Raw genomic sequence first — 20,702 nt, 5'->3', positions numbered from 1 at the left:
CGCAAATGCGCGGATGGACAACCCGTTAGACCATAGTCCCGGTTTTGCAAAACCTGCTCACAAATCGTCTTCGCTTGATTTACTGTTGAAGCCTGTCCTGCCAGGTGAAACCCACCGACCTCGAGCCGAGCCGGGAACCTTGTAGGAGTGAGCCTGCTCGCGATAGCGGTGTGTCTGTCACCTCCATGTTGAACGTGCCGATGCCATCGCGAGCAGGCTCACTCCTACAGGAGATCTGCGTTTCGCCTGCCGGATCAAAAATAACCATAAAAAATCCGAGGTACTTCCTGTGGCCGTTGATATCGAAGATAGCCGCTCCGCACGCTTTGCCCTGCGCTGTTCAAGCTTTGCCGAACGCTGGTTCCCCGATTCCTGGGTATTCGCCGCGCTGGCGGTGATCATCGTGGCAGTCGCCACGCTGGCCATGGGCGCCAAACCCACCGATGCGGCGATGGCCTTCGGTGACGGCTTCTGGAGCCTGATCCCATTCACCATGCAGATGGCCTTCGTGGTGATCGGCGGCTACGTGGTCGCCAGCTCGCCGCCCGCCGTGAAACTGATCGATCGCCTGGCGCGGATCCCAAAAAACGGCCGTTCCGCCGTGGCTTGGGTGGCGTTGATCTCGACGGTCGCGTCCCTGCTCAACTGGGGCCTGTCGCTGGTGTTCGGCGGTTTGCTGGTGCGCGCGCTCGCCCGCCGCACTGATCTGAAAATGGATTACCGCGCCGCCGGTGCTGCGGCTTATCTGGGCCTTGGCGCAGTGTGGGCGTTGGGGTTGTCGTCGTCGGCTGCGCAGTTGCAGGCCAACCCCGCCAGCCTGCCGCCGTCGATCCTGTCGATCACCGGGGTGATTCCATTCACTGAAACGATTTTCCTCTGGCAGTCCGGCGTGATGTTGCTGGCGCTGATCGTGATCTCGATCATCATCGCTTACGCCACCGCCCCCGGGCCGAACTCAGCGCGCGACGCCAAGGCCTGTGGCATCGACCCGGCCTTCAACCTGCCACCGCTGCAACCGCGTACCCGTCCGGGTGAATGGCTGGAACACAGCCCGCTGCTGATCATCGTGCTGGTACTGTTGGCGGCGGGATGGCTGTTCCATGAGTTTTCAACCAAACCGGCGATCACCGCGATTTCCGGGCTGAACACCTATAACTTCCTGTTCATCATGCTCGGCGCCTTGCTGCACTGGCGGCCGCGCAGTTTCCTCGATGCCGTCGCCCGCGCCGTGCCGACCACCACCGGCGTGTTGATCCAGTTCCCGCTGTACGGCTCGATCGCCGCGCTGATGACCACGGTCAAAGGCACGGACGCGCAAACCCTGGCGCACCACATCTCAACGTTCTTCGTCAGCATCGCCTCCCACGACACTTATGCACTGTTGATGGGCGTGTACTCGGCGATTCTCGGTTTCTTCATTCCATCCGGTGGCGGCAAGTGGATTATCGAGGCGCCGTACGTGATGCAGGTCGCCAATGATCTGCAGTACCACCTCGGCTGGGCAGTGCAGATCTACAACGCGGCCGAAGCGCTGCCGAACCTGATCAACCCGTTCTACATGCTGCCGCTGCTCGGCGTACTCGGGCTGAAAGCGCGAGATCTGATCGGATTCTCCTTTGTGCAATTGCTGGTGCACACGCCGCTGGTGCTGCTGTTGCTGTGGGCGTTGGGAACGACACTGGCGTATACGCCGCCAGTGATGCCTTAACCCATAGCGGGGCGCAGTCATGATGGCCGCGCCCCACATTTTTCTCCTGAAACAGCCCTGTGTCGGGCTGCCTGTCGCAAATAATGGCTCAGAGCCATCATCCTGCTTTACCGCATCGCTCCCTCGGTAATATTCTGCGCGCCCATAAATGTTTCCATTTTTTACCAAGCGCAAAGGGAGTTCGTTGCAATGATCGTAGGGATTGACCTGGGAACCACCAACAGCCTGGTCGCCGTCTGGCGTGGCGATGCCACCGAGTTGGTGCCCAATGCCCTGGGTCAGTTCCTGACACCGAGCGTTGTCGGCCTGGATGATCAGGGCCGGATTCTGGTGGGTCAGGCGGCGCGCGAGCGTCTGCACACGCATCCGCGCCTGACCGCGTCGCTGTTCAAGCGCCACATGGGCAGCGCCACGCAAACGTATCTGGCCGACAAGGCGTTTCGCCCGGAAGAGCTGTCCGCGCTGGTGCTCAAGAGTCTGAAAGAAGACGTTGAACGCGCCTATGGCGAAACCGTCACCGAAGCCGTGATCAGCGTCCCGGCCTACTTCAGCGACGCTCAACGCAAAGCCACGCGCATCGCCGGCGAACTGGCCGGGCTGAAGGTCGAGAAGCTGATCAACGAACCAACCGCCGCTGCCCTCGCCTATGGACTGCACCAACGCGACAAGGAAACTTCGTTCCTGGTTTTCGACCTCGGTGGCGGCACGTTCGACGTGTCGATTCTGGAGCTGTTCGAAGGGGTCATGGAAGTGCGCGCCAGCGCCGGTGACAACTTCCTCGGCGGTGAAGACTTCGACACCGTGCTGCTTGAGCACTTCATCAGCCATCACCGTTCCGCCGCAGACTTCCCGGAGCGCAGCAGCGTCATCCAGCCGCTGCGTCGCGAGGCCGAGCGCGTGCGCAAGGCGCTGGGTCAGGACGACAGTGCCGAATTCCGCCTGCAACTCGGTGAGCGGCAGTGGACGCACACCATCACCCAACAACAGTTGGCGACGCTTTACATGCCGCTGCTCGAACGCCTGCGCGCGCCGATTGAACGGGCGCTGCGCGATGCGCGCATCCGCGTCAGCGATCTGGACGAAATTCTGTTGGTCGGCGGCACCACGCGCATGCCGCTGGTGCGCAAACTCGCTGCTGGGCTGTTCGGCCGCTTCCCGTCGATCACCCTCGACCCGGATCAGGTCGTGGCACAGGGCGCGGCGATTCAAGCGGCACTCAAGGCTCGCGCTGCAGCGCTGGAAGAGGTGGTGCTGACCGATGTCTGCTCCTACACCCTGGGCATCGAGACCTCCACACAGGTCGGCCGCAACTATGAGAGCGGCCACTACCTGCCGATCATCGAGCGCAACAGCATCGTCCCGGTCAGTCGGGTGAAAACCGTGTACACGCTGCACGACAATCAGGAACAGGTAGTCGTGCGCATCTTTCAGGGCGAAAGCCGCCTGGTCAAAGACAACGTGGCACTCGGCGAACTGGACATCAAGGTGCCGAAACGCAAGGCCGGCGAAGTCGCTCTCGATGTGCGTTTCACCTACGACAACAACGGTTTGCTCGAAGCCCAGGTGAAAATCCCCCTGACTGGGCAACAGCATTCGCTGGTCATCGAGAACAACCCGGGCGTGCTCTCGCCCGAGGAGATCCAGCAACGCCTGCAGAACTTGGCACAGCTGAAGATTCATCCGCGCGAGCAGCAGGTCAACACGCTACTGACTGCACGTCTGGAGCGCCTCTATCAGGAAAGCCTGGGCGATATGCGTGATCTGATGGGCGATTGGGCCAAGCAATTCCAGATCGCGCTCGACTCTCAGGACGAGCGCCAGATCCGCGAAGTGCGCACCGACTTGAGCCGACGCCTGAGCGAACTTGACCGCACCCCGTGGCAATAAGGAGCCTGGCCATGGATTGCTGGTCGGTGCTGCACCTGCACGATGACGCTGAAGCCCGCGACATTAAACGCGCCTATGCGCGTCTGCTGAAAACCTTCCGCCCCGATGAGGATGCCGAGGGTTTCCAGCGTTTGCGCGAAGCCTACGAACAAGCGTTGGCGATTGCCCGGTGGCGCCTTGAAAACGCTGAGCCTGCGGACGAAGAAGACGTCGCCGTGGCCACGGCTTCCAGCGCCTTTGCCGCACTGGCACTCGATGCTGCGCTGGCAAACAACCGCAGCCACCCGCAAAACACCGCGTGGGATTTTGCCGATCTCGACTTTCCGCCCGTCAACCCGGCAGCCCCGAAGCCTTTTGCGCCGCCGGCGAAGGATGATGCTTTGCGTGTCGAGCCTCTGACGGCGGCCCCGGACACAGAAGCGTATGTGCTTGAAGCGCAGGCCGCGCGGCAACTGCTTGAAGGGCTATCGCCAGAAAATCTCGGCGAGCGTTGGGATCAGGCGCAACAGCAAGGCTGCGCCAAGGCGTTCGAAAGGCTGTTGCTGCAACGGTGTTTTGACCAGCCACATCTGCGCAGCCCAGTGCTGCACTGGGCCGTCGAGCAACTGGGATAGTTGGGGCCGTGGCAAGACGTGCTGATGAATGATCGTCAGCGTGACGGGCTCGCTGAGAGCCTGATGGCCGATTACCGAAACACCCTGCAAGCGCTGCTGGAAAGCCAGAGCGAGCGCGAATTCCTCAACGTGCTCAAACGCTACAGCGCCCAACCGTGGCTGCAGGTTTTCGATCGCCGCGAAGAATGGCAGCAAACCCTGCTGCACTTGCTCAATGACAGCGAGTGGAGCGTGCCGCTGTTCGACCGCATCGGCCAACTGTTCGGCTGGGATCACAACAAAGGCCTGCACCCGCAACCGAACTGGCTTTGGGACAGACTGATCGAACGCTGCGATCAGGAAAGCTTCTATGACAATCTGCGGGGCAAGGCGGAAAGTGACCGCACGTGGGCGGCCGACGTTCAGGCCGCGCATCTGTTGATCAATCCGCTCAAGCCCCTGCAGCAGAAGAAGATCATTGATGGCTTTGGCCAGAATGAATGGCAGGCCTGCCATGACTTGTCGGAAAAGCTTACTTGGCGCTTCCCCGAGCTGCTCGCACGTTTGCCCTATGCCGACGTTTTTTACTGGCGACGGTTCTTTCCACGGCCCATCGCCGCCGAGACCTGGGTACGGGTATGGGCGGCAATTGCCTTGGCGCTGTGCCTGTTCTATCTGGGTATTGAGAAAAGGGATGCCGCCAATCTCATCTTCATTCCGATGATCTTTGCCTGCGTACCGGTATGGTTTTTTCGCTTTGCATTGAGTTGGTGGGTGGTGCTCACGGCCCACGTGATCGTGCCGGATCTGTGGCTCACCGAGGGACTGATTCCGCGCAAATGGAACCCTGACACGCGCTGGCTGGTGATACGCCACGGGGTTCCGCAGGTGGTGATGCTACTGTTGTTTTCGCTGATGCTCGGGCCGCTGGGCGCGCTCACTTATGTAGGCACGCTCCTGATCGGGCTGGTGCACAAACGCCGTATCGGTTCGCTTGATCCGGAACTGAGCAGCCGCCACCCTTGGCTGACCGCATTGCATTGGGCGCACTTCAGTCCGCTGCAATTGCTGTTTCTGGTGATCATGACCGCCGTAACAGCGGCGAGCAGGCTCGGCTATTCGCTCACCCAGCTCATGCCCGGCTAGGAGCGCAACGACAAAACGCTCTGTCACCCAACCGTCACATTGCCTTGCTAGCGTCCGCCCGAAACATACTGAAACAATTAAGCAAAACGGGCTGAACGATGAAAGACGACACAGACGGCACTGACGCACCTGAATCCAATCACCCCACCGACACCAGTCGCCGCCGCTTCCTCGGCGGCGTCGCGGTGCTCGGTGTCGGTGCCACACTGACCGGGTGTGGCAGCGCCAGCGATCAACCGGGCAAACCGACCGAGCACCCGCTGACGCCCGCCGAGCTGGACAAAGCCCTGCGCGATCAGGTGAAAACCGTGGTGGTGATCTACGCCGAGAACCGCAGTTTCAATAACCTGTTCGGTGATTTCCCCGGTGTCGAAAAGCCGCTGGCCGCGCTCAAGCCCGGCAACTATCAACAACGTGATCGCGACGGCTCGCTGCTGCAAACCCTGCCTCCGGTCTGGGGCGGTGTGCTGCAGATCGGCCCGCAAACCCTTGATGGCGTGACTTACCCCAACGCCACGCAGTTTCAGGAAAACCTGCCCAACGCACCGTTCGCCCTCAAAGGACCGAACGGCGAGGACTTGCCGTTCGGTCTGGTGACCCGCGACTTGTGGCACGTGTTCTATCAGAACCAAATGCAGATCAATGGCGGCAAGAACGATGGCTTCGTCGCCTGGGCCGACTCCGGTGGCTTGACCATGGGCCACTACGCCCAGAGCCGCTATTCCCTGCGCCTGTGGGATGTCGCTCAGGAATTCGTGCTGTGCGACAACTTCTTCCAGGGCGCTTTCGGAGGCTCGTTCCTCAACCACCAATACCTGATCAGCGCCACCGCGCCGTTCTATCCTGACGCGGCCAATTCAGTGGCCAAATCGCAGATCGCCGCGCTGCAAAGCGATGATCCGAGCGACCCGCGCCTCAAGCCGCTTGAGCAATCGCCGGCCAGCGCCATGAGTGGCCCGCCGCAGTTCGGCCCGAGCGCACTGACCCCGGACGGCTTCGGCGTCAACACCCTCGCCCCGCCCTACTGGCCGACGTGGATTCGCGACCCTGAGCGCCCGGCGTATTCCAAAGCGGATCTGCCCAACGTGATGGTGCCGCAGACCCACGAACACATCGGCGACAAGCTATCGAAAAAGCACATTGACTGGGCGTGGTATGCCGGCGCGTGGCAGGCGACGCTGGATCAGTACAAGGATTCCGGCGGCATTCCGAAAATCCCCAACTTCCAGTATCACCATCAGCCGTTCAACTACTTCAAGCAACAAGGCCCGGAGAACCCCGACGAGCGCAATAAACGCCTGCGCGACGCTGGCCTGGGCGATGAGTCGAGCAGCAACAAATTCTTCGCCGATGCCGAAGCGGGCAAGTTGCCGGCGGTGAGCTTCTACAAACCGCAAGGCAACCTGAACATGCACGCCGGTTATGCCGACGTGGCGTCCGGGGATCGGCACATCGTGCGTGCGCTGAAGGTGCTGCGTGAAAGTCCGCAATGGCAAAACATGGTGGTGATCGTCACGGTCGACGAGAACGGCGGCTGGTGGGATCACGTCGCGCCGCCCAAGGGCGACCGCTGGGGGCCGGGCTCACGAGTACCGGCGCTGGTGGTGTCGCCGTTTGCACGCAGGGGCACGGTGGATCATACGGTCTACGACACGGCATCGATCCTGCGGTTGATCACCCGTGTCTTCCAGTTGGAAACGCTCAACGGTCTCAAACAACGCGACGAAGCGATGATTGCCCGGGGTCAGCAACCCATGGGCGATTTGACCAACGCCCTGCATTTTCCGGCCTGAAAACCAGCCCTGCGAGTTTGCGCAAAAATCTGCCAATGACGGCTTCTCTGTCAAACGCGGCTGATCCACTATGAGGCGCCCCCGACACGCGGGGAACCCACGCTGAAAAGGATCTGAGCATGTTCAAACTCGCAGGACTCTCACTTGCCGCGCTGACGCTGAGCGCGGCCGCCCACGCCGATGTCGATCTGAAACTGGGCAGCACCGAACGCGTTACCCGCCTGTTCGCTTACCCCAACAATTGCAGCGTAATCTGCTTCCGCAACTGGACGCTGGAACAGACCGTCGCCCATTACCTGAGCCAGAGCGTGCAACGCGATGGTTATGCCGATGCCAAGGTGTTGGTAAAAACCGATAACGGCCAGCTCTACGCCGAGATCACCGGCGTGCCAAAGGATTACGACAAACCGCTGTCGGCGCTGCTGGACGCGGGAGATCTGGCCTACACCGGCGCGAGCAAGCTCAATGCCGATGGCAAATGGGTCTACAGCTGGTACCTGTTCCTGCCGCTGGGCATGGCTTTGGAAAACCGTAAAAGTGTCGAGTTGCTGCACTTCCCGCCAGATTACTCGCTGACCCAAGCGCAGGACTATTTGCGTTCGAACACCACCGATCGTTGGGCGACGCTGCTGACTGACAATGGCATTCCTGCCGAGCAGACGCCGGCCTATCAAACCATCATCGATATCGCCCCGATCGCTGCGCCGTCCAATGCTGGCAGTGATCTGGAAGGCGTGTATGACTACTTCAAGGACTACCAGACCACCCTGGTCAAACAGTTCAGCCAGACCGCCAGCGGCACGACGCTGCCGATGGTCGCGTTCGGCGCGCCGGTGCGTAACTGGATCAAGCAGCAATACGGGCCAACCGTGAATGTCTTGGGCCTGGCGACGATCAGCCCAAGCGAAGGCGTGAAAGTGCCGGTGCTGGGTTCCAACCACCCGAGTTATATCTGGTACGCCGCTGACCCGAAAAGCTACACCGGCGACGATGCACAGGCCAAGGCTGATGCTGCAGGTCTGAAAGTCATGGGCCAGGATTTGAGCGCGGCCTGCTGGCAGGCGGGCATGGGCAGCAAACCAGGCAGCGATGCACAGGCCACACTCAACAGTTGCACGCAGACGTGGCAGGTGACGCAGAAGGTCAAAACCTGTGAGTTGTTCTACACCTCGATCCGCAACCTGACCCCGGAACAGGCTGTCGCCAAGTGCGCAACCACTCCGATCAAGGCCCAACTGAAGCAGTTGCAGGCACCGCTGCCTGCCACCGCCGTTCCCGCCCCGCACCTGTAATCGCTTGAAGCGCTCCCGTGTCAGCCAATGCTGACGCGGGAAAGCGTCTAACTCGCCTGTCAGATCTGACAGTAGACCAGCTATACCTAATACGACAAGATTGGATCCAAACAGAAGTGCTGCAGCACTGACAGGACGTCAACCCCAGGAAGTCGCAAAACCTTTGCGGCAAGGACTGTTATGAATATCCACGCCATGGCGCAATCGGCGCCACGCGACACAGAGGGCATTTACCCCTTCGCCGGTCTTCCCGTGCGACTGGGATTTCCCGCCAGTGCCGACTTCGAAATCATCCACGATGCGCACGCCAGCCCTATGGGGGTCGCGGCGCGGCGTGAGTTTCTGCAAAGCCATCGGATGTGCCGGGTGTCAGGGCAACTTCTGCCCTATCGCTGCCGACAGACCCGACAGATGCTGACGGGCATCCACATTTACGATCCGCGCTTTTGCGGTTTGATCGAACACGCCTGCGACCCCAATGTGTTTCTCGACATGAGCGAGCTGTGGTTGTGGGCGTTGAAAGATATCCACAGGGGGGAGCGGCTGACCATGGACTACGCCGCCACCGAAGACAAACTGCTGCATCAGTTTGCCTGCGGCTGCGGAGCCAAACGCTGTCGAGGGTGGATCACCGGTTACGACGAACCGCCCAGCATCGAGGGCCAGCACTTTTTACAGCGCTGGCGGCACTCGGGTTTGCGCTGAAAGGCCGTTTACAACGCGCCAACCGGACGCAAACGGTATTGCGGCGGCAATTGCTCGAAACCACTGATGGTGGTGTTCAGGCTTTTCCAGCGACCGTCCTTGATGCCGTAGATGCAACCGTGGATCGACAGGCTCTGCCCGCGATGCCAGGCGTTCTGGATGATGCTGGTGTGGGCGACGTTGGCCACTTGCTGGATCACGTTGAGTTCGCACATGCGATCAACCTGCTCTTCTTCGGTCGGTAACTTGGCCAGTTCTTCACGTTTTTCGTAGTACAGATCGCGGATCGAACGCAACCAGCCGTCGATCAGACCGAACTGGCGATCCTGCATCGAGGCGCGTACACCGCCGCAGCCGTAGTGGCCGGTGACGAGAATGTGTTTAACCTTGAGCACATCGACCGCGTACTGGATCACCGACAGGCAATTGAGGTCGGTGTGCAGCACCACGTTGGCAACGTTGCGGTGCACGAACAGATCACCCGGCAGCATGCCGACGATCTCGTTGGCCGGTACACGTGCGTCGGAACAGCCGATCCACAGATATTCCGGCGTTTGCTGGCGCGCCAACTTGGCGAAGAAATCCGGGTCTTCCTTGGTGATCGCGTCAGCCCAACGCTCGTTGTTATCAATCAGGTCTTGTAAGTCATGCATGCTGTAAGGCCTCAAGAAAGATGCGCTGGTATGACAGACGACCACCCGTCGGGGTCACGCCGTCACCGCAAGTGATTTCATTGGAATTCTCGTGTGCCCGGTGAGTCCACCTAAGTAAGGCCCACAGTATGAGGAATTGCCATGACTGATTCACGACGCCCTTACGATGCGGTGCAACCGGAGCCCATCGATGATAACGAAGACCGCATGGGTTCGGTGCATGAGCTGGATTTCGATGAAGACGAACCCAGTGCGAAAATCGGTGATGAAATCCCCGAGCGTGAACGTGAGCAGTTGATGCCGAACGAACGGGTGCGTGAAGCCGGGTTTACCGGCGCATCGACCGCTGACCATGAACCCACCGACGATGACCTCAGTCCAGAAACGCTGATCCATGAAGATGGCGCGCGGGATGCCGAAGAGGCCGGGGAAGGCAATCAGGCCGATTGGGATCTGAGCATCGTCGATGAAGATGACATTGGCGGTGGCAATGGGCTGGATGAGGCGGAGCTGGCGCGGCGCGATCCGCTGGATGGTAACCGTTGATCATCAGTGCCTGACAGGACGCTTTCGCGAGCAGGCTCGCTCCCACAGGTTTTTGGTTTGATCACAAAATTTGTGTGCGAATCAAATCCACTGTGGGAGCGAGCTTGCTCCGGGCGGCGTTCCGACGAAGCTTTTAAGCAGGATCAGTCAACCAGGGTGCAGGCCATGACCACGGCATCTTCACGCCCACCCACCGCCGGATAATAATCCCGACGCCGGCCAATCTCGTTGAAGCCATAACGTTCATACAACTTGAACGCGCCCGTATTGCTGTCACGCACTTCCAGAAAACATTCTCGCGCAGAAGCCGCATAGGCCCGCGACATCAGATGCTCAAGCAACGTCAGCCCCAGCCCGCGCCCCTGACTCTCCGGTTTGACGGTAATGTTGAGCAGGTGCGCCTCATCGAGAATGATCTGCACCACCCCGTGGCCAACCTGCTGCTCACCCTCGAACATCAGCCAGATCTGGTACTTGCCCAGCCCATCAAGAAAAATCCCCCGGGTCCACGGGTGGCTGTAAGCGGCGTACTCGATTTTCAGCACGGTTTCCAGATCCGCCTCGGTCATCGGGCGGAACGATACAGCGTCACTCATTCGATTCTTTCCAGCGCGCCATCAGCCGACGCATGGCTTGCCACACAGCGGCCTTGCGCTGTGGCTCTTCCATTAACAATTCCAGACCGGGAATGGCCCAGGCCGAGCCCAGACCTTCGATCTGCAACTCACGATTGAACGCTTCGGCGTCCGCTTCGCCGGCAAAACGCACCGCCGGCAGGCCAATCAGCCACAGGCAGGCGCACGGTGCGGCTTCCATTTGCACGGAAAGGAAACCCTGCACAAAGTCACGCGCCGCTTCCGGACCCTGATCCATGGTGCCGCGATTGAGCCACGGCCAGCGTACCGGCTCGCCGACAATTTGCGGCGCATCCGGCAGACCGGCGGCACGCAGCATGTCTTTCAGCAGCAAATACGCCGGATCGCGACTCTGAAACGGTTCGCCTGTGGGTAACTCGACCAGCAGCAGGCAACGCCCGGCGCGCAGCAATTGCAGAGCGAAGCGTGGTGGCGGCACGGGCGCCGGTTTGGCGACGACTGGCGTGTCGTCGGCCTCTTCCACCGGCTTGGCATTGGTCCGGGTGCTGGCCAACGAAGGGCGTGGCACTTCGATCTTTGGTCGTTCGGCCGGACGAACGGCAGGCTGCGCGGGCGTTTCGACCTGCGGTGCAGGCGCCACCGGGGCCTCTACCTCGGGCTCGGGCATGTCCAGCAGCTCGGGCCGCGACGGTGCGGCGAAGGGCAATTCGGTGCGCGGCAGCCAGTTGACCACCTGCATGGCGTTCAAATAGGCGCGGCGGCGGGACTCGATTAGCAAGGGTCGGCCACTTGTGGATAACTGAAGTGCGCTGATTCTACCGCCCTTCGTTCAAGATCGCCCGTTGTAGATCGATACTCTTTCACGAGGCGCTTTACCCACGCTCTTTATACAAAGAATGCGACAGCCTGTCCCGAGAGTGAATCGCATCCTTCGTGATGCAGTACAATCGCCGCTTTTCATTGCCAACCAGCCGGGCATTCCGATGATCGAACCCAAGCGCGTCTTGCGCGCCCTCGCTGAACACTGGGCACTGCTTGAGCCACTGTGTGAGCACTTCGACCAAGGCACATTGAGCCTCAACGAACTGCGCTCGCAACTGGCCGCCCAACAACTGGACAGCACGCCGCAGGACATCACCAGCCTGCTCGACGTGTGGATTCGCCTCGATATCCTGATTCCGGTGGCGAAAAGCCCGAACCGTTTCGAGCTGAACGCACAGATCCACGATTTCCTCGCTTATCTGCGTCGCGAGCACCGACTGGGCCTGTGCCTGGAAATCGAAGCCTATCTGCGCCACCTCGAACGTCTGGCCGGTTACATCCAGGACGCATTCGAAGTCCGCGATGGCCACGACCTCGCCCGCCAGTTGCGCCTGCTCGACATGCGCGTGCGCGACGTATTGAAGAAGCTCGACAACGACGAACAGGCCCTGGTCGCCGTCGCCGAGCGGGCGAAGACCAGCGATCGGCAGATTCCATTGCGTCAGCGTTATGCCGAAGTACTGGCGACGTGGGACGAATACGTCGAGCCAATGATCGACCTGGTGAACGCCGATGGCGCCTTCGAACAAGGCGTGCGCAAAGTCGAAACCGTGTTGCTGAAAATGCTCAGCGAACAGCAGCGCCTCGGCCATCTGGTCGATGACGACATGCTGCTGCGCACCCACGCACGCATCCTCGAGATGCAGACCAGCGCCCAACTGACGTTGCGTCACGCCCGCGAACTGCTGCTGCCGCTGCGTGAAGAAGCGCGCCGGCACAACGCCGTGACCCGTGGTGCTGCTTTGGCTTTGGCAGCGATTCGCCGTAAAGGCATCGATGCCGTGCCGCAAGCGGCGATGCCGCTGTTCACCCGCCCGCAAAGCACCTTCCTCGGCAGCGCTAGTCAGGTGGAAGCTTACGTGTACGCCTTGGCGCGTTTCGAGCCGAAACCGGCGCGTTTCCCCAAGGCGCACAAGACCCAGAAAGGCGAAGCCCCACGCGCGCCACGCACTGTGCGCGAGATGGTCGACCGTTGCGAAGAAGCCCTGCCGATGCCGGATCTTATGACCTGGTTGCTGGAGCAGGAGCCGGACGGCGCCACTGACGAATTGCTCTACTGGTTCTCGCGCCTGTCGCGGGAAAAGCGCTTCAAGCGTGAGCGTCTGGAACGCCGCGAATACCACACTCACGAGCACCAGGTCAGCCTGCGCTCCTTCGCCCTGCTCTCGGCCAGCGACAGCGCCGCCGAGAATTCTGCGAGCATCCCCAATGCATCTTGATCTTTCCGAACTGTCGCAACTCGCGCCGATCTTCCGCGAGCTGTTCAAGGGTTACCACGTCAGCCGCCGCGACCCGGAGCTGTACGCGCAACTGTCGAACTTCCAGGATCAGTACCGCACGCTGTTCAAGGCGCTGGGCTTTGAACTGGTCTGCGATACCCGTGGTTTCTACTACTTCGTGCCGGACATGGCCGCTGCGGCGGTAAACAAGACTGCGCAGCGTCTGGCGCTGTTCACCTTTATCCTCGTCGAGCATCTGGCCGATCAGGGCCGCGACCCGATCGCCGTGCTCGATGGCGGCAGCCTCGGCCGTGAAGAACTGCCATCGCTGCTGGAGAAGTACCGCGACCTGTTCATTCAGGCCGAGGTGCAGACCGTTGAAGAGCTCGAAGAAAAGATCATGCGCCGCATGACTCAACTCGGTTTTGCCAGCGAAGAAAACGGCGTTTATCGCTTCCTGCCGCCAATGCACCGTTTCCTCGACGTGTGCCTGTCGGTACAGCAGGACCGCGATCTGGCGGCCAGCGTGCACAGCGTATTGCCGCTGCCGGCACCGGTGCTGGTCGACGAAGCGGCGGAAGCCAAATTCCTCGAAACCGACGATCCGCTCGATCTTTCAGAGTTTGAAGAGGAAAGCGAAGAAGACGCACTGGCCCGCGCCATTGCCGAAGAACAGGAGTCCGACGCATGAGCCAGGAACGCTACGGCATCCGCCGCTTTGCCCTTTTGAACACCGCCGGTTACAGCCTCGGCCTGTTCCCGCTGGAAGAACCGCTGTCGGTTTACGGCGCGAACAACCTCGGTAAATCGGCGTCGATCAACGCCCTGCAATTCCCGATTCTGGCGCGCATGTCGGACATGAGTTTCGGCAAGTACAGCCTCGAACAATCGCGGCGCTTCTACTTCGCTTCCGACACCAGCTACATCCTTGTCGAAGTGAACCTGCCGCACGGCCCGCACGTGATCGGCGTGGTCGGGCGCGGCCCGGGCGGTGGTTTCGGTCACCAGTTCTTTGCCTATGCCGGCAAACTCGACCTGGCGCATTACCAGAAGAACGACACCTGCCTGCGCCAGAAAGAGCTGTTCAGCAACCTTGAGAAAGAAGGCCTGAAAGCCTACGAACTCAAGCCGGACGAGCTGCGTCGTTTGCTGGTTGGCGGTCACACGTCGATCCCGCTCGACCTGACGCTGATCCCGCTGCGCTCCACCAGCGAACAGAGCCTGAAGACCTTCCGCGCGCTGTTCATCAACCTGCTGCACATGCGCGAAATCACCGCGGCCAAGTTGAAGCAGTTGTTCCTCGATGCCTTCGAGCACAGCCTGCGTTCCGGTAGCGTCGATTACATCGCCGCGTGTGAAGAAGCCTTCCGCGATGTGCGGCGCATGGAACAGGACTACAACTCGCTGGTCGCGGCCGGCCCGCTGGTTGAGGCCTTGGCCAACGGCGTGAAACAGCGCGACATACTGCGCGGCAAACTGCATCGCCTGTCGCCGCTGCTCGACTCGTTGCTCGGCACCTGGTCGGACTACGCCAGTGCGCGCAAAGAAGAGCTGACCATCCAGGCCGATCACTACCGTGGCGAGCAGGACAGTCTGCAAAACGATCAGCGCGGCGGCACTCAGGAACTGATGCGTCTGGAGCGGGAAATTTCCGGCATCCAGCGCTGGCTCGGCGAATTGTCGGTACTGAAGAATCGCTTCGCCCTGGTCGATGACGTCAAAGTGCTCGAGCAACAATTGCTCGCGGCCAAAGACGCGCACGACGAACTGGCCGGTGCCTTGGCGCAATCCCGTCAGTTCAGCGCTGAAGATCTGGAAGAGCGCGTACGCGATCTGGAAAAACGCCTGAAGTCGGTGAAACAGCAACTCGATCACGCCGACAACAACAGCTACGCCCGCCTGCGCGAAGAGTTCTCGCAGCAGGACGTCGAGCGTTTGATGCGCCTGTTCAACAGCGCGCTGTTCAGTCTGCCGCTGGGCGAACACGGCATTACCCTCGACGACGATGGCGAGTGGGTCAAATCCGTTGAGCTGATTCTCGATGGCTTCAAAGGCGAGCGTTTTGAAGTGCCTGGCCTGTCGATCGACATCTCGCACATCGAGCCGCCGGCGCTGCAAGCCTTGGCTGACCGTGCCGCGCTGCGCGATCAGAAAGAGCGTCTGGAAAAAGAGCTCAAGCAACTCAAGACTCAACAGGCTGTAGCCGCCGACCGCGCCGCGAGCAAAACCCAGACCGAAGCGCTGTACCAGCAAGTGCTGGACGCGCAGAAGGCGCTGGAAGATTTCCGCCGCACCCAGACTCTGAGTGCCGAGGAAGGCGACAAGCTCGAGCAACTGGCCCAGATGGAAGGCGCCCAGGACGAACTCAAGCGTTCCAGCGATGCGTTCACCGAGCGCGTCCAGCAACTGTCGGCCAAGCTGCAACTGGTCGGCCGGCAGATCGCCGACATGGAAGCCAAGCAACGCACCCTCGACGACGCCCTGCGCCGTCGTCAGCTGCTGCCGGCGGATCTGCCGTTCGGTACGCCGTTCATGGATCCGGTCGACGATTCGATGGACAACCTGTTGCCACTGCTCAACGACTATCAGGACAGCTGGCAAGGCTTGCTTCGCGCCGACGGTCAGATCGAAGCGCTGTACGCGCAAGTGCGTCTGAAAGGCGTGGCCAAGTTCGACAGCGAAGACGACATGGAGCGCCGTCTGTCGTTGCTGATCAACGCTTACGCGCACCGTACCGATGAGGCGCTGACCCTGGGCAAGGCCCGTCGCGCGGCGGTCACCGACATCGCCCGGACCCTGCGCAACATTCGCAGCGACTACGACAGCCTCGAGCATCAACTGGCGCTGTTCAACCGCGAGATCAACAAGCGTCAGGTCTCCAACCTGCAGAGCTTCCGCATCGTTCTCGCGCCGAACAAGGAAGCGCTCAAGCACATCGACCAGATCATCCACAGCGCCGGTCAGTACGAAGAAGGCGAAACCCTGTCGGTGTTCGATCTGAGCCAAAGTGCCGAGCAGGACAACAAGAACGAAGAGGCCAAGGAATACCTGGCACGGCTGGTGGCGGCAAACCACAACCAACTCGGCCTCAAGGACTTGTTCGAACTGGCCTTCGAGATCACCAAGGTCAACGGCCAGCCAGTGATCCACACCGACATCGATGGCGCGGCGTCCAACGGCACGACCATGACCATCAAAGCGCTGACCAACATGTATTTGTTACTGCACTTGATGGACCGCGATCAGGCCGGTCGCGTACGTCTGCCGTATTACCTCGATGAGGCGGCGGACATCGACGAGAAGAACCAGGCCGCACTGCTGGAAACCAGCCTGCAACTGGGTTTCGTGCCGATTCTGGCGAGTGTGAAGCCGCAGGTCTGCGCCAGTGTCGCGATCGACCTGGAAGGCGGCAGCGGCCCGGCGGGCATCTACATCGATGAGGCGGACTGGAAGTACATCCGTCGCCATGATGTGGTCAAGGCAACGCTGAATGTTGAAGCGGATGAACCGGAGCTGGATGCGGTTTGATCGGCATTAACTGAAGGCAAAAAAAGGGCCGCGATCTGCTGGGATCGCGGCCCTTTTTTATGGTTTGGGGTTTGTGTTGAATTAAAGGGCCTCTTCGCGAGCAAGCTCGCTCCCACATGAAACGCATTCCAAATGTGGGAGCGACGGTGCGACGATTCGACTTGCTCGCGAAGGCGTCTTAATAGACGCCACATCAACTTCGGGTTACTTACCGAGGGAAATCTTCGGCGCCCACGTCAGCCACTCATCCTCAAACTTGTCGAACAACGGGAACGTCTGCTCAGGGCGCGCCGGATTGCCCATGCGCTCACCGTCCGGCGTGGCGAAGGCGATGCCACCCTGAATCGCCGTCTCCAGCGACTCGGTGCGCACTGTCAGTCCATTGAACAAACCGATATCAAACCCGACACCACTGGTGTTCCAGAACCGGCTCCCGCTGCGCACCAACGGCGCGTATTTCGGCTCGATCAGAATGTGCACCAACACTCGATCAGCGGTCTGACCCAGTTCATAACCGGTGACTTTACCCACGGTAATTTCACGGTAAGTCACTGGCACACCCGGTTTCAGCGAACCACGACGGGCCGCGCTCAAGACCAGACTCAGACCCGCCTCTTGCTTGGTCACTTCCGGCGCATTGGCCAGGGCCACGAAGTTCTTCTGCGGCCCCAGATTCTTCGCCGCCGGTTGCACTTCTATGTATTTTCCGGTCACCAGGGTTTCCAGATTTTCTGTCTTGATCAGGCCCAGCTCAGGTTTGACCACCCAGAATTGGCTGCCGACCCGCGCGATCTTCTCCGGCACTTCGGTAATCCGCGCCGTGAGGATCACCGATTGCAGATCATCGGTCAGATCGACACTTTCGATCTTGCCGACATCCAGTCCCTTGAAGCGCACCGGGGTGCCACTGCGCAGACCATCAGCGCGATCGACTTTGATCGTCACCACCGCGCCTTTCTGATTCGCCTCATCATGGTTGGCGAACAGGCGGAAACGTGGAATACGCTTCTGCAACGGCGCCTTGGCCTGCGGTGTTTCAAAAGCGATGCCACCGGCCATCAGGGTCTGCAGCGATTCGCTCTTCACTTGAATGCCGCCGGTCAGTCCGCCGGTCAGCGTGATGCCGCTGACATTCCAGAAGCGCGTCGACGCATTGACCAGGTTTTCGTATTCCTTCTCGATGTGAACACCGATGACCAGTTGCTTGCGGGTCTTGGAGAACTGGTAGCTCTGCACCGAACCGACCTTGACCTGCTTGTACAGAATCGGACTGCCAACATCGATGGAGCCAAGGACATCGGTGAACAACACCAGGTGCAGCCCCGGCGAACGCAGATCCAGCGGCGGCGCCTTCGGCCGAGCCTCAAACTCGCGTTTCGGCGCAGCGCCCTTGTCACCCGGGCGCACAGCGATGTAGTTACCTTTCACCAGCGCTTCCAGCCCGGTGATACCGGCCAGAGAAATCGACGGTTTGACTACCCAGAACTGGGTGCCGTCGACCAGATAGTCTTCGGCCAACGGATCAAGAGTCAGCTCGGCAGTGGCGCTGTTCAGATCGGGGTCGACCTTCAATGCTTTCAGGTTGCCGACCTGAATGCCTTTGTACATCACCGGCGTGCGGCCAGCCTGCAGGCCTTCGAAGTCGCTGAGTTTGACCTTCACCCGGATCCCGGCCGCAGCAGCATCGAAATCTTCGTAGAGACGGAACGGCAGGCTTGGATCGGTCGGCGGGCTATCCTTGCGGTTCTCCGGCGTGGCGAAGGCAATACCGCCCGCGACAATGCTGGCCAGCGATTCGCTGCGCACTTTCACCCCGGACAGGTTGGCGTCGATGCTGATGCCGCTGGCGTTCCAGAAACGCGTGTGTTTACGCACCAGTTTGGCGTAGGTCGGCTCAATGAAGACTTTGAGCTCAACGGTGCTTTGATCTTCCGAAAGCACGTAGCTTTTGATCTGGCCAACCTTGATCTGTTTGTAGAACACCGGACTGCCACGGTTCAGCGAACCGAGACGATCGGCCTTGATGGTCAGATGCAGGCCGGGTTTGGCGTCCGACAGCGGCGGCTCTTCGGCCAGCGCCTTGAACTTGCGCACAGGTTCGCCTTCGCCAGGGCTGATAGCCACGTAGTTACCGGAGACCAGGGTTTCCAGACCGGTGATGCCGGCCAGGGTCACGCTCGGCTTGACCAGCCAGAAACGCGTGCTGGTCTTGAGGTATTGCTCGACGTCTTTGTTCATCTCGACGGTGGCGATCACGCCTTTGGAGTTGCCTTCGTCGTCGAGCTTGAGCGCCTTGACCTTCCCGACCGGCATGCCTTTGTACATGACCTCGGTCTTGTTGGCCTGAATACCTTCGCCACTCTCGAAGCGGATCTGGATCTCGATACCGGTTTCGGAGTAGGCACGCCAGCCGAGCCAGCCGCCGATGATCAACGCGATCAGAGGCAGTACCCAAATGGCAGACCAGTTCGAGGCCGGTCGGGTTTTCGCTACGGGCAAATCAGTCATGGTCGTCGTCCGACTCCGTGTTATCCCAAATCAGTCGGGGATCGAAAGTTACTGCGGCGAGCATCGTCAGAATCACCACACTGGCGAAGGCGATGGCGCCAAGATTGGCTTCGACACTGGCAAGCCGGCCGAAGTTGACGACCGCCACGAGAATGGCGATCACAAAAATATCGAGCATCGACCAGCGGCCAATAAACTCGATAAAACGGTACATCCAGATGCGCTGACGGGCGGACAGCGGCTGACGTCGTTGCACCGAAAACAGCAGCAGCGCGATGCCCACCAGTTTGAAGGTCGGCACCAGAATACTGGCGATAAACACCACCGCAGCAATCGGAATCATGCCGTGCTGCACCAACTGGATCACGCCGGACATGATAGTGCTCGGATCACCCTGACCCAAAGAACTGACAGTCATGATTGGTAAGACGTTGGCCGGAATATAGATGATCGCTGCCGTGATCAGCAGTGCCCAGGTGCGGGTGAGGCTATTTGGCCTGCGAGCGTGGACCAATGCACCACAGCGGGTGCAGGTTTGCTCGTCGGTGTCCGCTTCCTGCCTGTTCAACTCATGACATTCGGTACAGACCAGAATGCCCGCATCAATCGCCCGCATGAGCATCTTCCCCTGATAGCGCCTGCCAGATCTGATGCGGTGACATCACCACCTCCAGCCATACCTGCACTAATAACAAGCTAATGAAACACGCCAGGCCGAGACCGACGGTGATGGCCGCCATGTCCGCCAGTTTGACGATCGCCACCAGTACGCCCATGAGGTAGACCTCGAGCATTCCCCAGTCTTTGAGGTGGTGATAAATACGGTAAAGCAACAAGCCGTAACTGCGACCGACATCGAAGCGGATCGTTAGCAAGACGAATAACTGGCACAGCAACTTCAACAGCGGAATGGCCATGCTGCACAGAAATACGACAATCGAAACACCCTGCATGTCCGTGTTGAACAGGCCGAGCACGCCGCTCCAGACCGTATCCTGCGAAGACTGTCCGAGGATATTGAGTTGCATGATCGGTAAAAAGTTTGCCGGGATGTACAGCAATAATGCTGCAATCACCAGGGCGAGGCTGCGCTGCACCACGTTATGGCGGTGGGCATACAACTCGTAACCGCAGCGTGGGCAGAGCGCTTTCTCGCCATGGGCAAGCGTTGGCTTACGCATCAGCAGGTCGCACTCGTGACAGGCCACCAAGTCTTCCAGCGGTAAATCTGACAGCCCGGGGGCGTCAACCGACTCTGACATAAAGGCTCTGGCTCCGAATAAGGTGGGGCTATTCTAGTGTTCTGATTCGAAAATAACTGTGCAAATTTGTTCGCTGTCGCGAGTAAAAAACTTTCCCGCGGGCAAAACAAAACCCCAACTGCTTTCGCAATTGGGGTTTCGGAATTTAATCTTGACGATGACCTACTCTCACATGGGGAAACCCCACACTACCATCGGCGATGCATCGTTTCACTGCTGAGTTC

Annotated in this window: 15 protein-coding genes, 1 rRNA gene and 1 pseudogene; 10 read left to right on the top strand and 7 right to left on the bottom strand. The window is 60.0% G+C overall.

Annotated elements, in window-relative coordinates; genetic code table 11:
* Positions 1–289: 289 nt before the first annotated feature.
* The 6 genes and pseudogenes from AC0ZWN_RS22310 (at position 290) to AC0ZWN_RS22285 (ending at position 9,124) form a co-directional block, all read left to right on the top strand.
* A complete protein-coding gene (locus AC0ZWN_RS22310; RefSeq protein WP_476336534.1) occupies positions 290–1,708 on the top strand; it encodes a short-chain fatty acid transporter in 1,419 nt (472 codons plus the stop codon).
* A 189-nt stretch (positions 1,709–1,897) separates the two neighbouring features.
* Positions 1,898–3,595: a molecular chaperone HscC gene (locus AC0ZWN_RS22305; protein WP_476336532.1), complete on the top strand. Its 1,698-nt coding sequence runs from the start codon at positions 1,898–1,900 to the stop codon at positions 3,593–3,595.
* An 11-nt stretch (positions 3,596–3,606) separates the two neighbouring features.
* Positions 3,607–5,334 (top strand): annotated as a pseudogene (locus tag AC0ZWN_RS22300) (J domain-containing protein).
* A 98-nt stretch (positions 5,335–5,432) separates the two neighbouring features.
* The gene (locus AC0ZWN_RS22295) at positions 5,433–7,127 is read left to right on the top strand and encodes an acid phosphatase (protein ID WP_476336530.1); all 1,695 of its coding nucleotides are present in this window, start codon (positions 5,433–5,435) and stop codon (positions 7,125–7,127) included.
* 119 nt (positions 7,128–7,246) lie between these two features.
* Positions 7,247–8,419: a hypothetical protein gene (locus AC0ZWN_RS22290; protein ID WP_476336528.1), complete on the top strand. Its 1,173-nt coding sequence runs from the start codon at positions 7,247–7,249 to the stop codon at positions 8,417–8,419.
* 180 nt (positions 8,420–8,599) lie between these two features.
* Positions 8,600–9,124, top strand: coding sequence for an SET domain-containing protein-lysine N-methyltransferase (locus AC0ZWN_RS22285; RefSeq protein ID WP_095125804.1), 525 nt, complete (start codon positions 8,600–8,602; stop codon positions 9,122–9,124).
* Positions 9,125–9,132: 8 nt separating this feature from the next.
* On the opposite strand, the gene can is transcribed toward AC0ZWN_RS22285, so the two are convergent.
* The gene (gene can / locus AC0ZWN_RS22280) at positions 9,133–9,777 is read right to left on the bottom strand and encodes a carbonate dehydratase (protein WP_007912954.1); all 645 of its coding nucleotides are present in this window, start codon (positions 9,775–9,777) and stop codon (positions 9,133–9,135) included.
* A 141-nt stretch (positions 9,778–9,918) separates the two neighbouring features.
* Here can and AC0ZWN_RS22275 point away from each other — a divergent pair, with 141 nt between their 5' ends.
* A complete protein-coding gene (locus AC0ZWN_RS22275; protein WP_108592408.1) occupies positions 9,919–10,323 on the top strand; it encodes a serine kinase/phosphatase in 405 nt (134 codons plus the stop codon).
* A gap of 143 nt (positions 10,324–10,466) precedes the next feature.
* Here the strand turns inward: AC0ZWN_RS22275 and rimI are convergent, their stop codons facing one another.
* Together rimI and AC0ZWN_RS22265 are read right to left on the bottom strand one after the other, a co-directional pair.
* On the bottom strand, positions 10,467–10,919 hold the full coding sequence (gene rimI, locus AC0ZWN_RS22270) for a ribosomal protein S18-alanine N-acetyltransferase (RefSeq protein WP_476336525.1): 453 nt from the start codon (positions 10,917–10,919) through the stop codon (positions 10,467–10,469).
* On the bottom strand, positions 10,912–11,658 hold the full coding sequence (locus AC0ZWN_RS22265) for an energy transducer TonB (protein ID WP_476336588.1): 747 nt from the start codon (positions 11,656–11,658) through the stop codon (positions 10,912–10,914). Before AC0ZWN_RS22265 ends, rimI begins: the two co-directional genes overlap by 8 nt.
* A 244-nt stretch (positions 11,659–11,902) precedes the next feature.
* Between AC0ZWN_RS22265 and mksB the strand changes: the two genes are divergently transcribed.
* Genes mksB through mksF form a run of 3 tightly spaced genes read left to right on the top strand, consistent with a single transcriptional unit; the run spans position 11,903 to position 16,708 of the window.
* The gene (gene mksB, locus AC0ZWN_RS22260; RefSeq protein WP_007912967.1) at positions 11,903–13,180 is read left to right on the top strand and encodes an Mks condensin complex protein MksB; all 1,278 of its coding nucleotides are present in this window, start codon (positions 11,903–11,905) and stop codon (positions 13,178–13,180) included.
* Complete coding sequence (mksE, locus tag AC0ZWN_RS22255) at positions 13,170–13,871, top strand: Mks condensin complex protein MksE (RefSeq protein ID WP_476336523.1); 702 nt, start codon at positions 13,170–13,172, stop codon at positions 13,869–13,871. Before mksB ends, mksE begins: the two co-directional genes overlap by 11 nt.
* Entirely contained in the window at positions 13,868–16,708 is a 2,841-nt protein-coding gene (gene mksF, locus AC0ZWN_RS22250; RefSeq protein ID WP_095050586.1) for an Mks condensin complex protein MksF, read from the top strand. The genes mksE and mksF overlap by 4 nt, the downstream gene beginning before the upstream one ends.
* 204 nt (positions 16,709–16,912) lie before the next feature.
* Here mksF and AC0ZWN_RS22245 read toward each other — a convergent pair whose 3' ends face one another.
* The 4 genes from AC0ZWN_RS22245 to rrf all read right to left on the bottom strand — a co-directional run.
* On the bottom strand, positions 16,913–19,216 hold the full coding sequence (locus AC0ZWN_RS22245; protein WP_476336520.1) for a PqiB family protein: 2,304 nt from the start codon (positions 19,214–19,216) through the stop codon (positions 16,913–16,915).
* A complete protein-coding gene (locus AC0ZWN_RS22240; protein WP_095050584.1) occupies positions 19,209–19,832 on the bottom strand; it encodes a paraquat-inducible protein A in 624 nt (207 codons plus the stop codon). Before AC0ZWN_RS22240 ends, AC0ZWN_RS22245 begins: the two co-directional genes overlap by 8 nt.
* Positions 19,819–20,478 (bottom strand): paraquat-inducible protein A, encoded by a 660-nt coding sequence (locus tag AC0ZWN_RS22235; protein ID WP_038360851.1) that lies wholly within the window; start codon positions 20,476–20,478, stop codon positions 19,819–19,821. The genes AC0ZWN_RS22240 and AC0ZWN_RS22235 overlap by 14 nt, the downstream gene beginning before the upstream one ends.
* 149 nt (positions 20,479–20,627) lie before the next feature.
* A 5S ribosomal RNA gene (gene rrf / locus AC0ZWN_RS22230) occupies positions 20,628–20,702 on the bottom strand; the annotation flags it as partial.

The organism is Pseudomonas sp. 3B-A001-10F (assembly GCF_056313565.1).
The sequence above is the reverse complement of the archived record's forward strand: the minus strand, read 5'-3'. Positions and strand labels throughout refer to the sequence as shown.

Bases quoted from the DNA above. Each gene is read 5' to 3' on its own strand.
- AC0ZWN_RS22305 (WP_476336532.1), top strand. From the start codon at position 1,898: ATGATCGTAGGGATTGACCTGGGAACCACCAACAGCCTGGTCGCCGTC.
- AC0ZWN_RS22295 (WP_476336530.1), top strand. From the start codon at position 5,433: ATGAAAGACGACACAGACGGCACTGACGCACCTGAATCCAATCACCCC.
- AC0ZWN_RS22290 (WP_476336528.1), top strand. From the start codon at position 7,247: ATGTTCAAACTCGCAGGACTCTCACTTGCCGCGCTGACGCTGAGCGCG.
- AC0ZWN_RS22285 (WP_095125804.1), top strand. From the start codon at position 8,600: ATGAATATCCACGCCATGGCGCAATCGGCGCCACGCGACACAGAGGGC.
- can (WP_007912954.1), bottom strand. From the start codon at position 9,777: ATGCATGACTTACAAGACCTGATTGATAACAACGAGCGTTGGGCTGAC.
- AC0ZWN_RS22275 (WP_108592408.1), top strand. From the start codon at position 9,919: ATGACTGATTCACGACGCCCTTACGATGCGGTGCAACCGGAGCCCATC.
- rimI (WP_476336525.1), bottom strand. From the start codon at position 10,919: ATGAGTGACGCTGTATCGTTCCGCCCGATGACCGAGGCGGATCTGGAA.
- AC0ZWN_RS22265 (WP_476336588.1), bottom strand. From the start codon at position 11,658: ATGCAGGTGGTCAACTGGCTGCCGCGCACCGAATTGCCCTTCGCCGCA.
- mksB (WP_007912967.1), top strand. From the start codon at position 11,903: ATGATCGAACCCAAGCGCGTCTTGCGCGCCCTCGCTGAACACTGGGCA.
- mksE (WP_476336523.1), top strand. From the start codon at position 13,170: ATGCATCTTGATCTTTCCGAACTGTCGCAACTCGCGCCGATCTTCCGC.
- mksF (WP_095050586.1), top strand. From the start codon at position 13,868: ATGAGCCAGGAACGCTACGGCATCCGCCGCTTTGCCCTTTTGAACACC.
- AC0ZWN_RS22245 (WP_476336520.1), bottom strand. From the start codon at position 19,216: ATGACTGATTTGCCCGTAGCGAAAACCCGACCGGCCTCGAACTGGTCT.
- AC0ZWN_RS22240 (WP_095050584.1), bottom strand. From the start codon at position 19,832: ATGCGGGCGATTGATGCGGGCATTCTGGTCTGTACCGAATGTCATGAG.
- AC0ZWN_RS22235 (WP_038360851.1), bottom strand. From the start codon at position 20,478: ATGTCAGAGTCGGTTGACGCCCCCGGGCTGTCAGATTTACCGCTGGAA.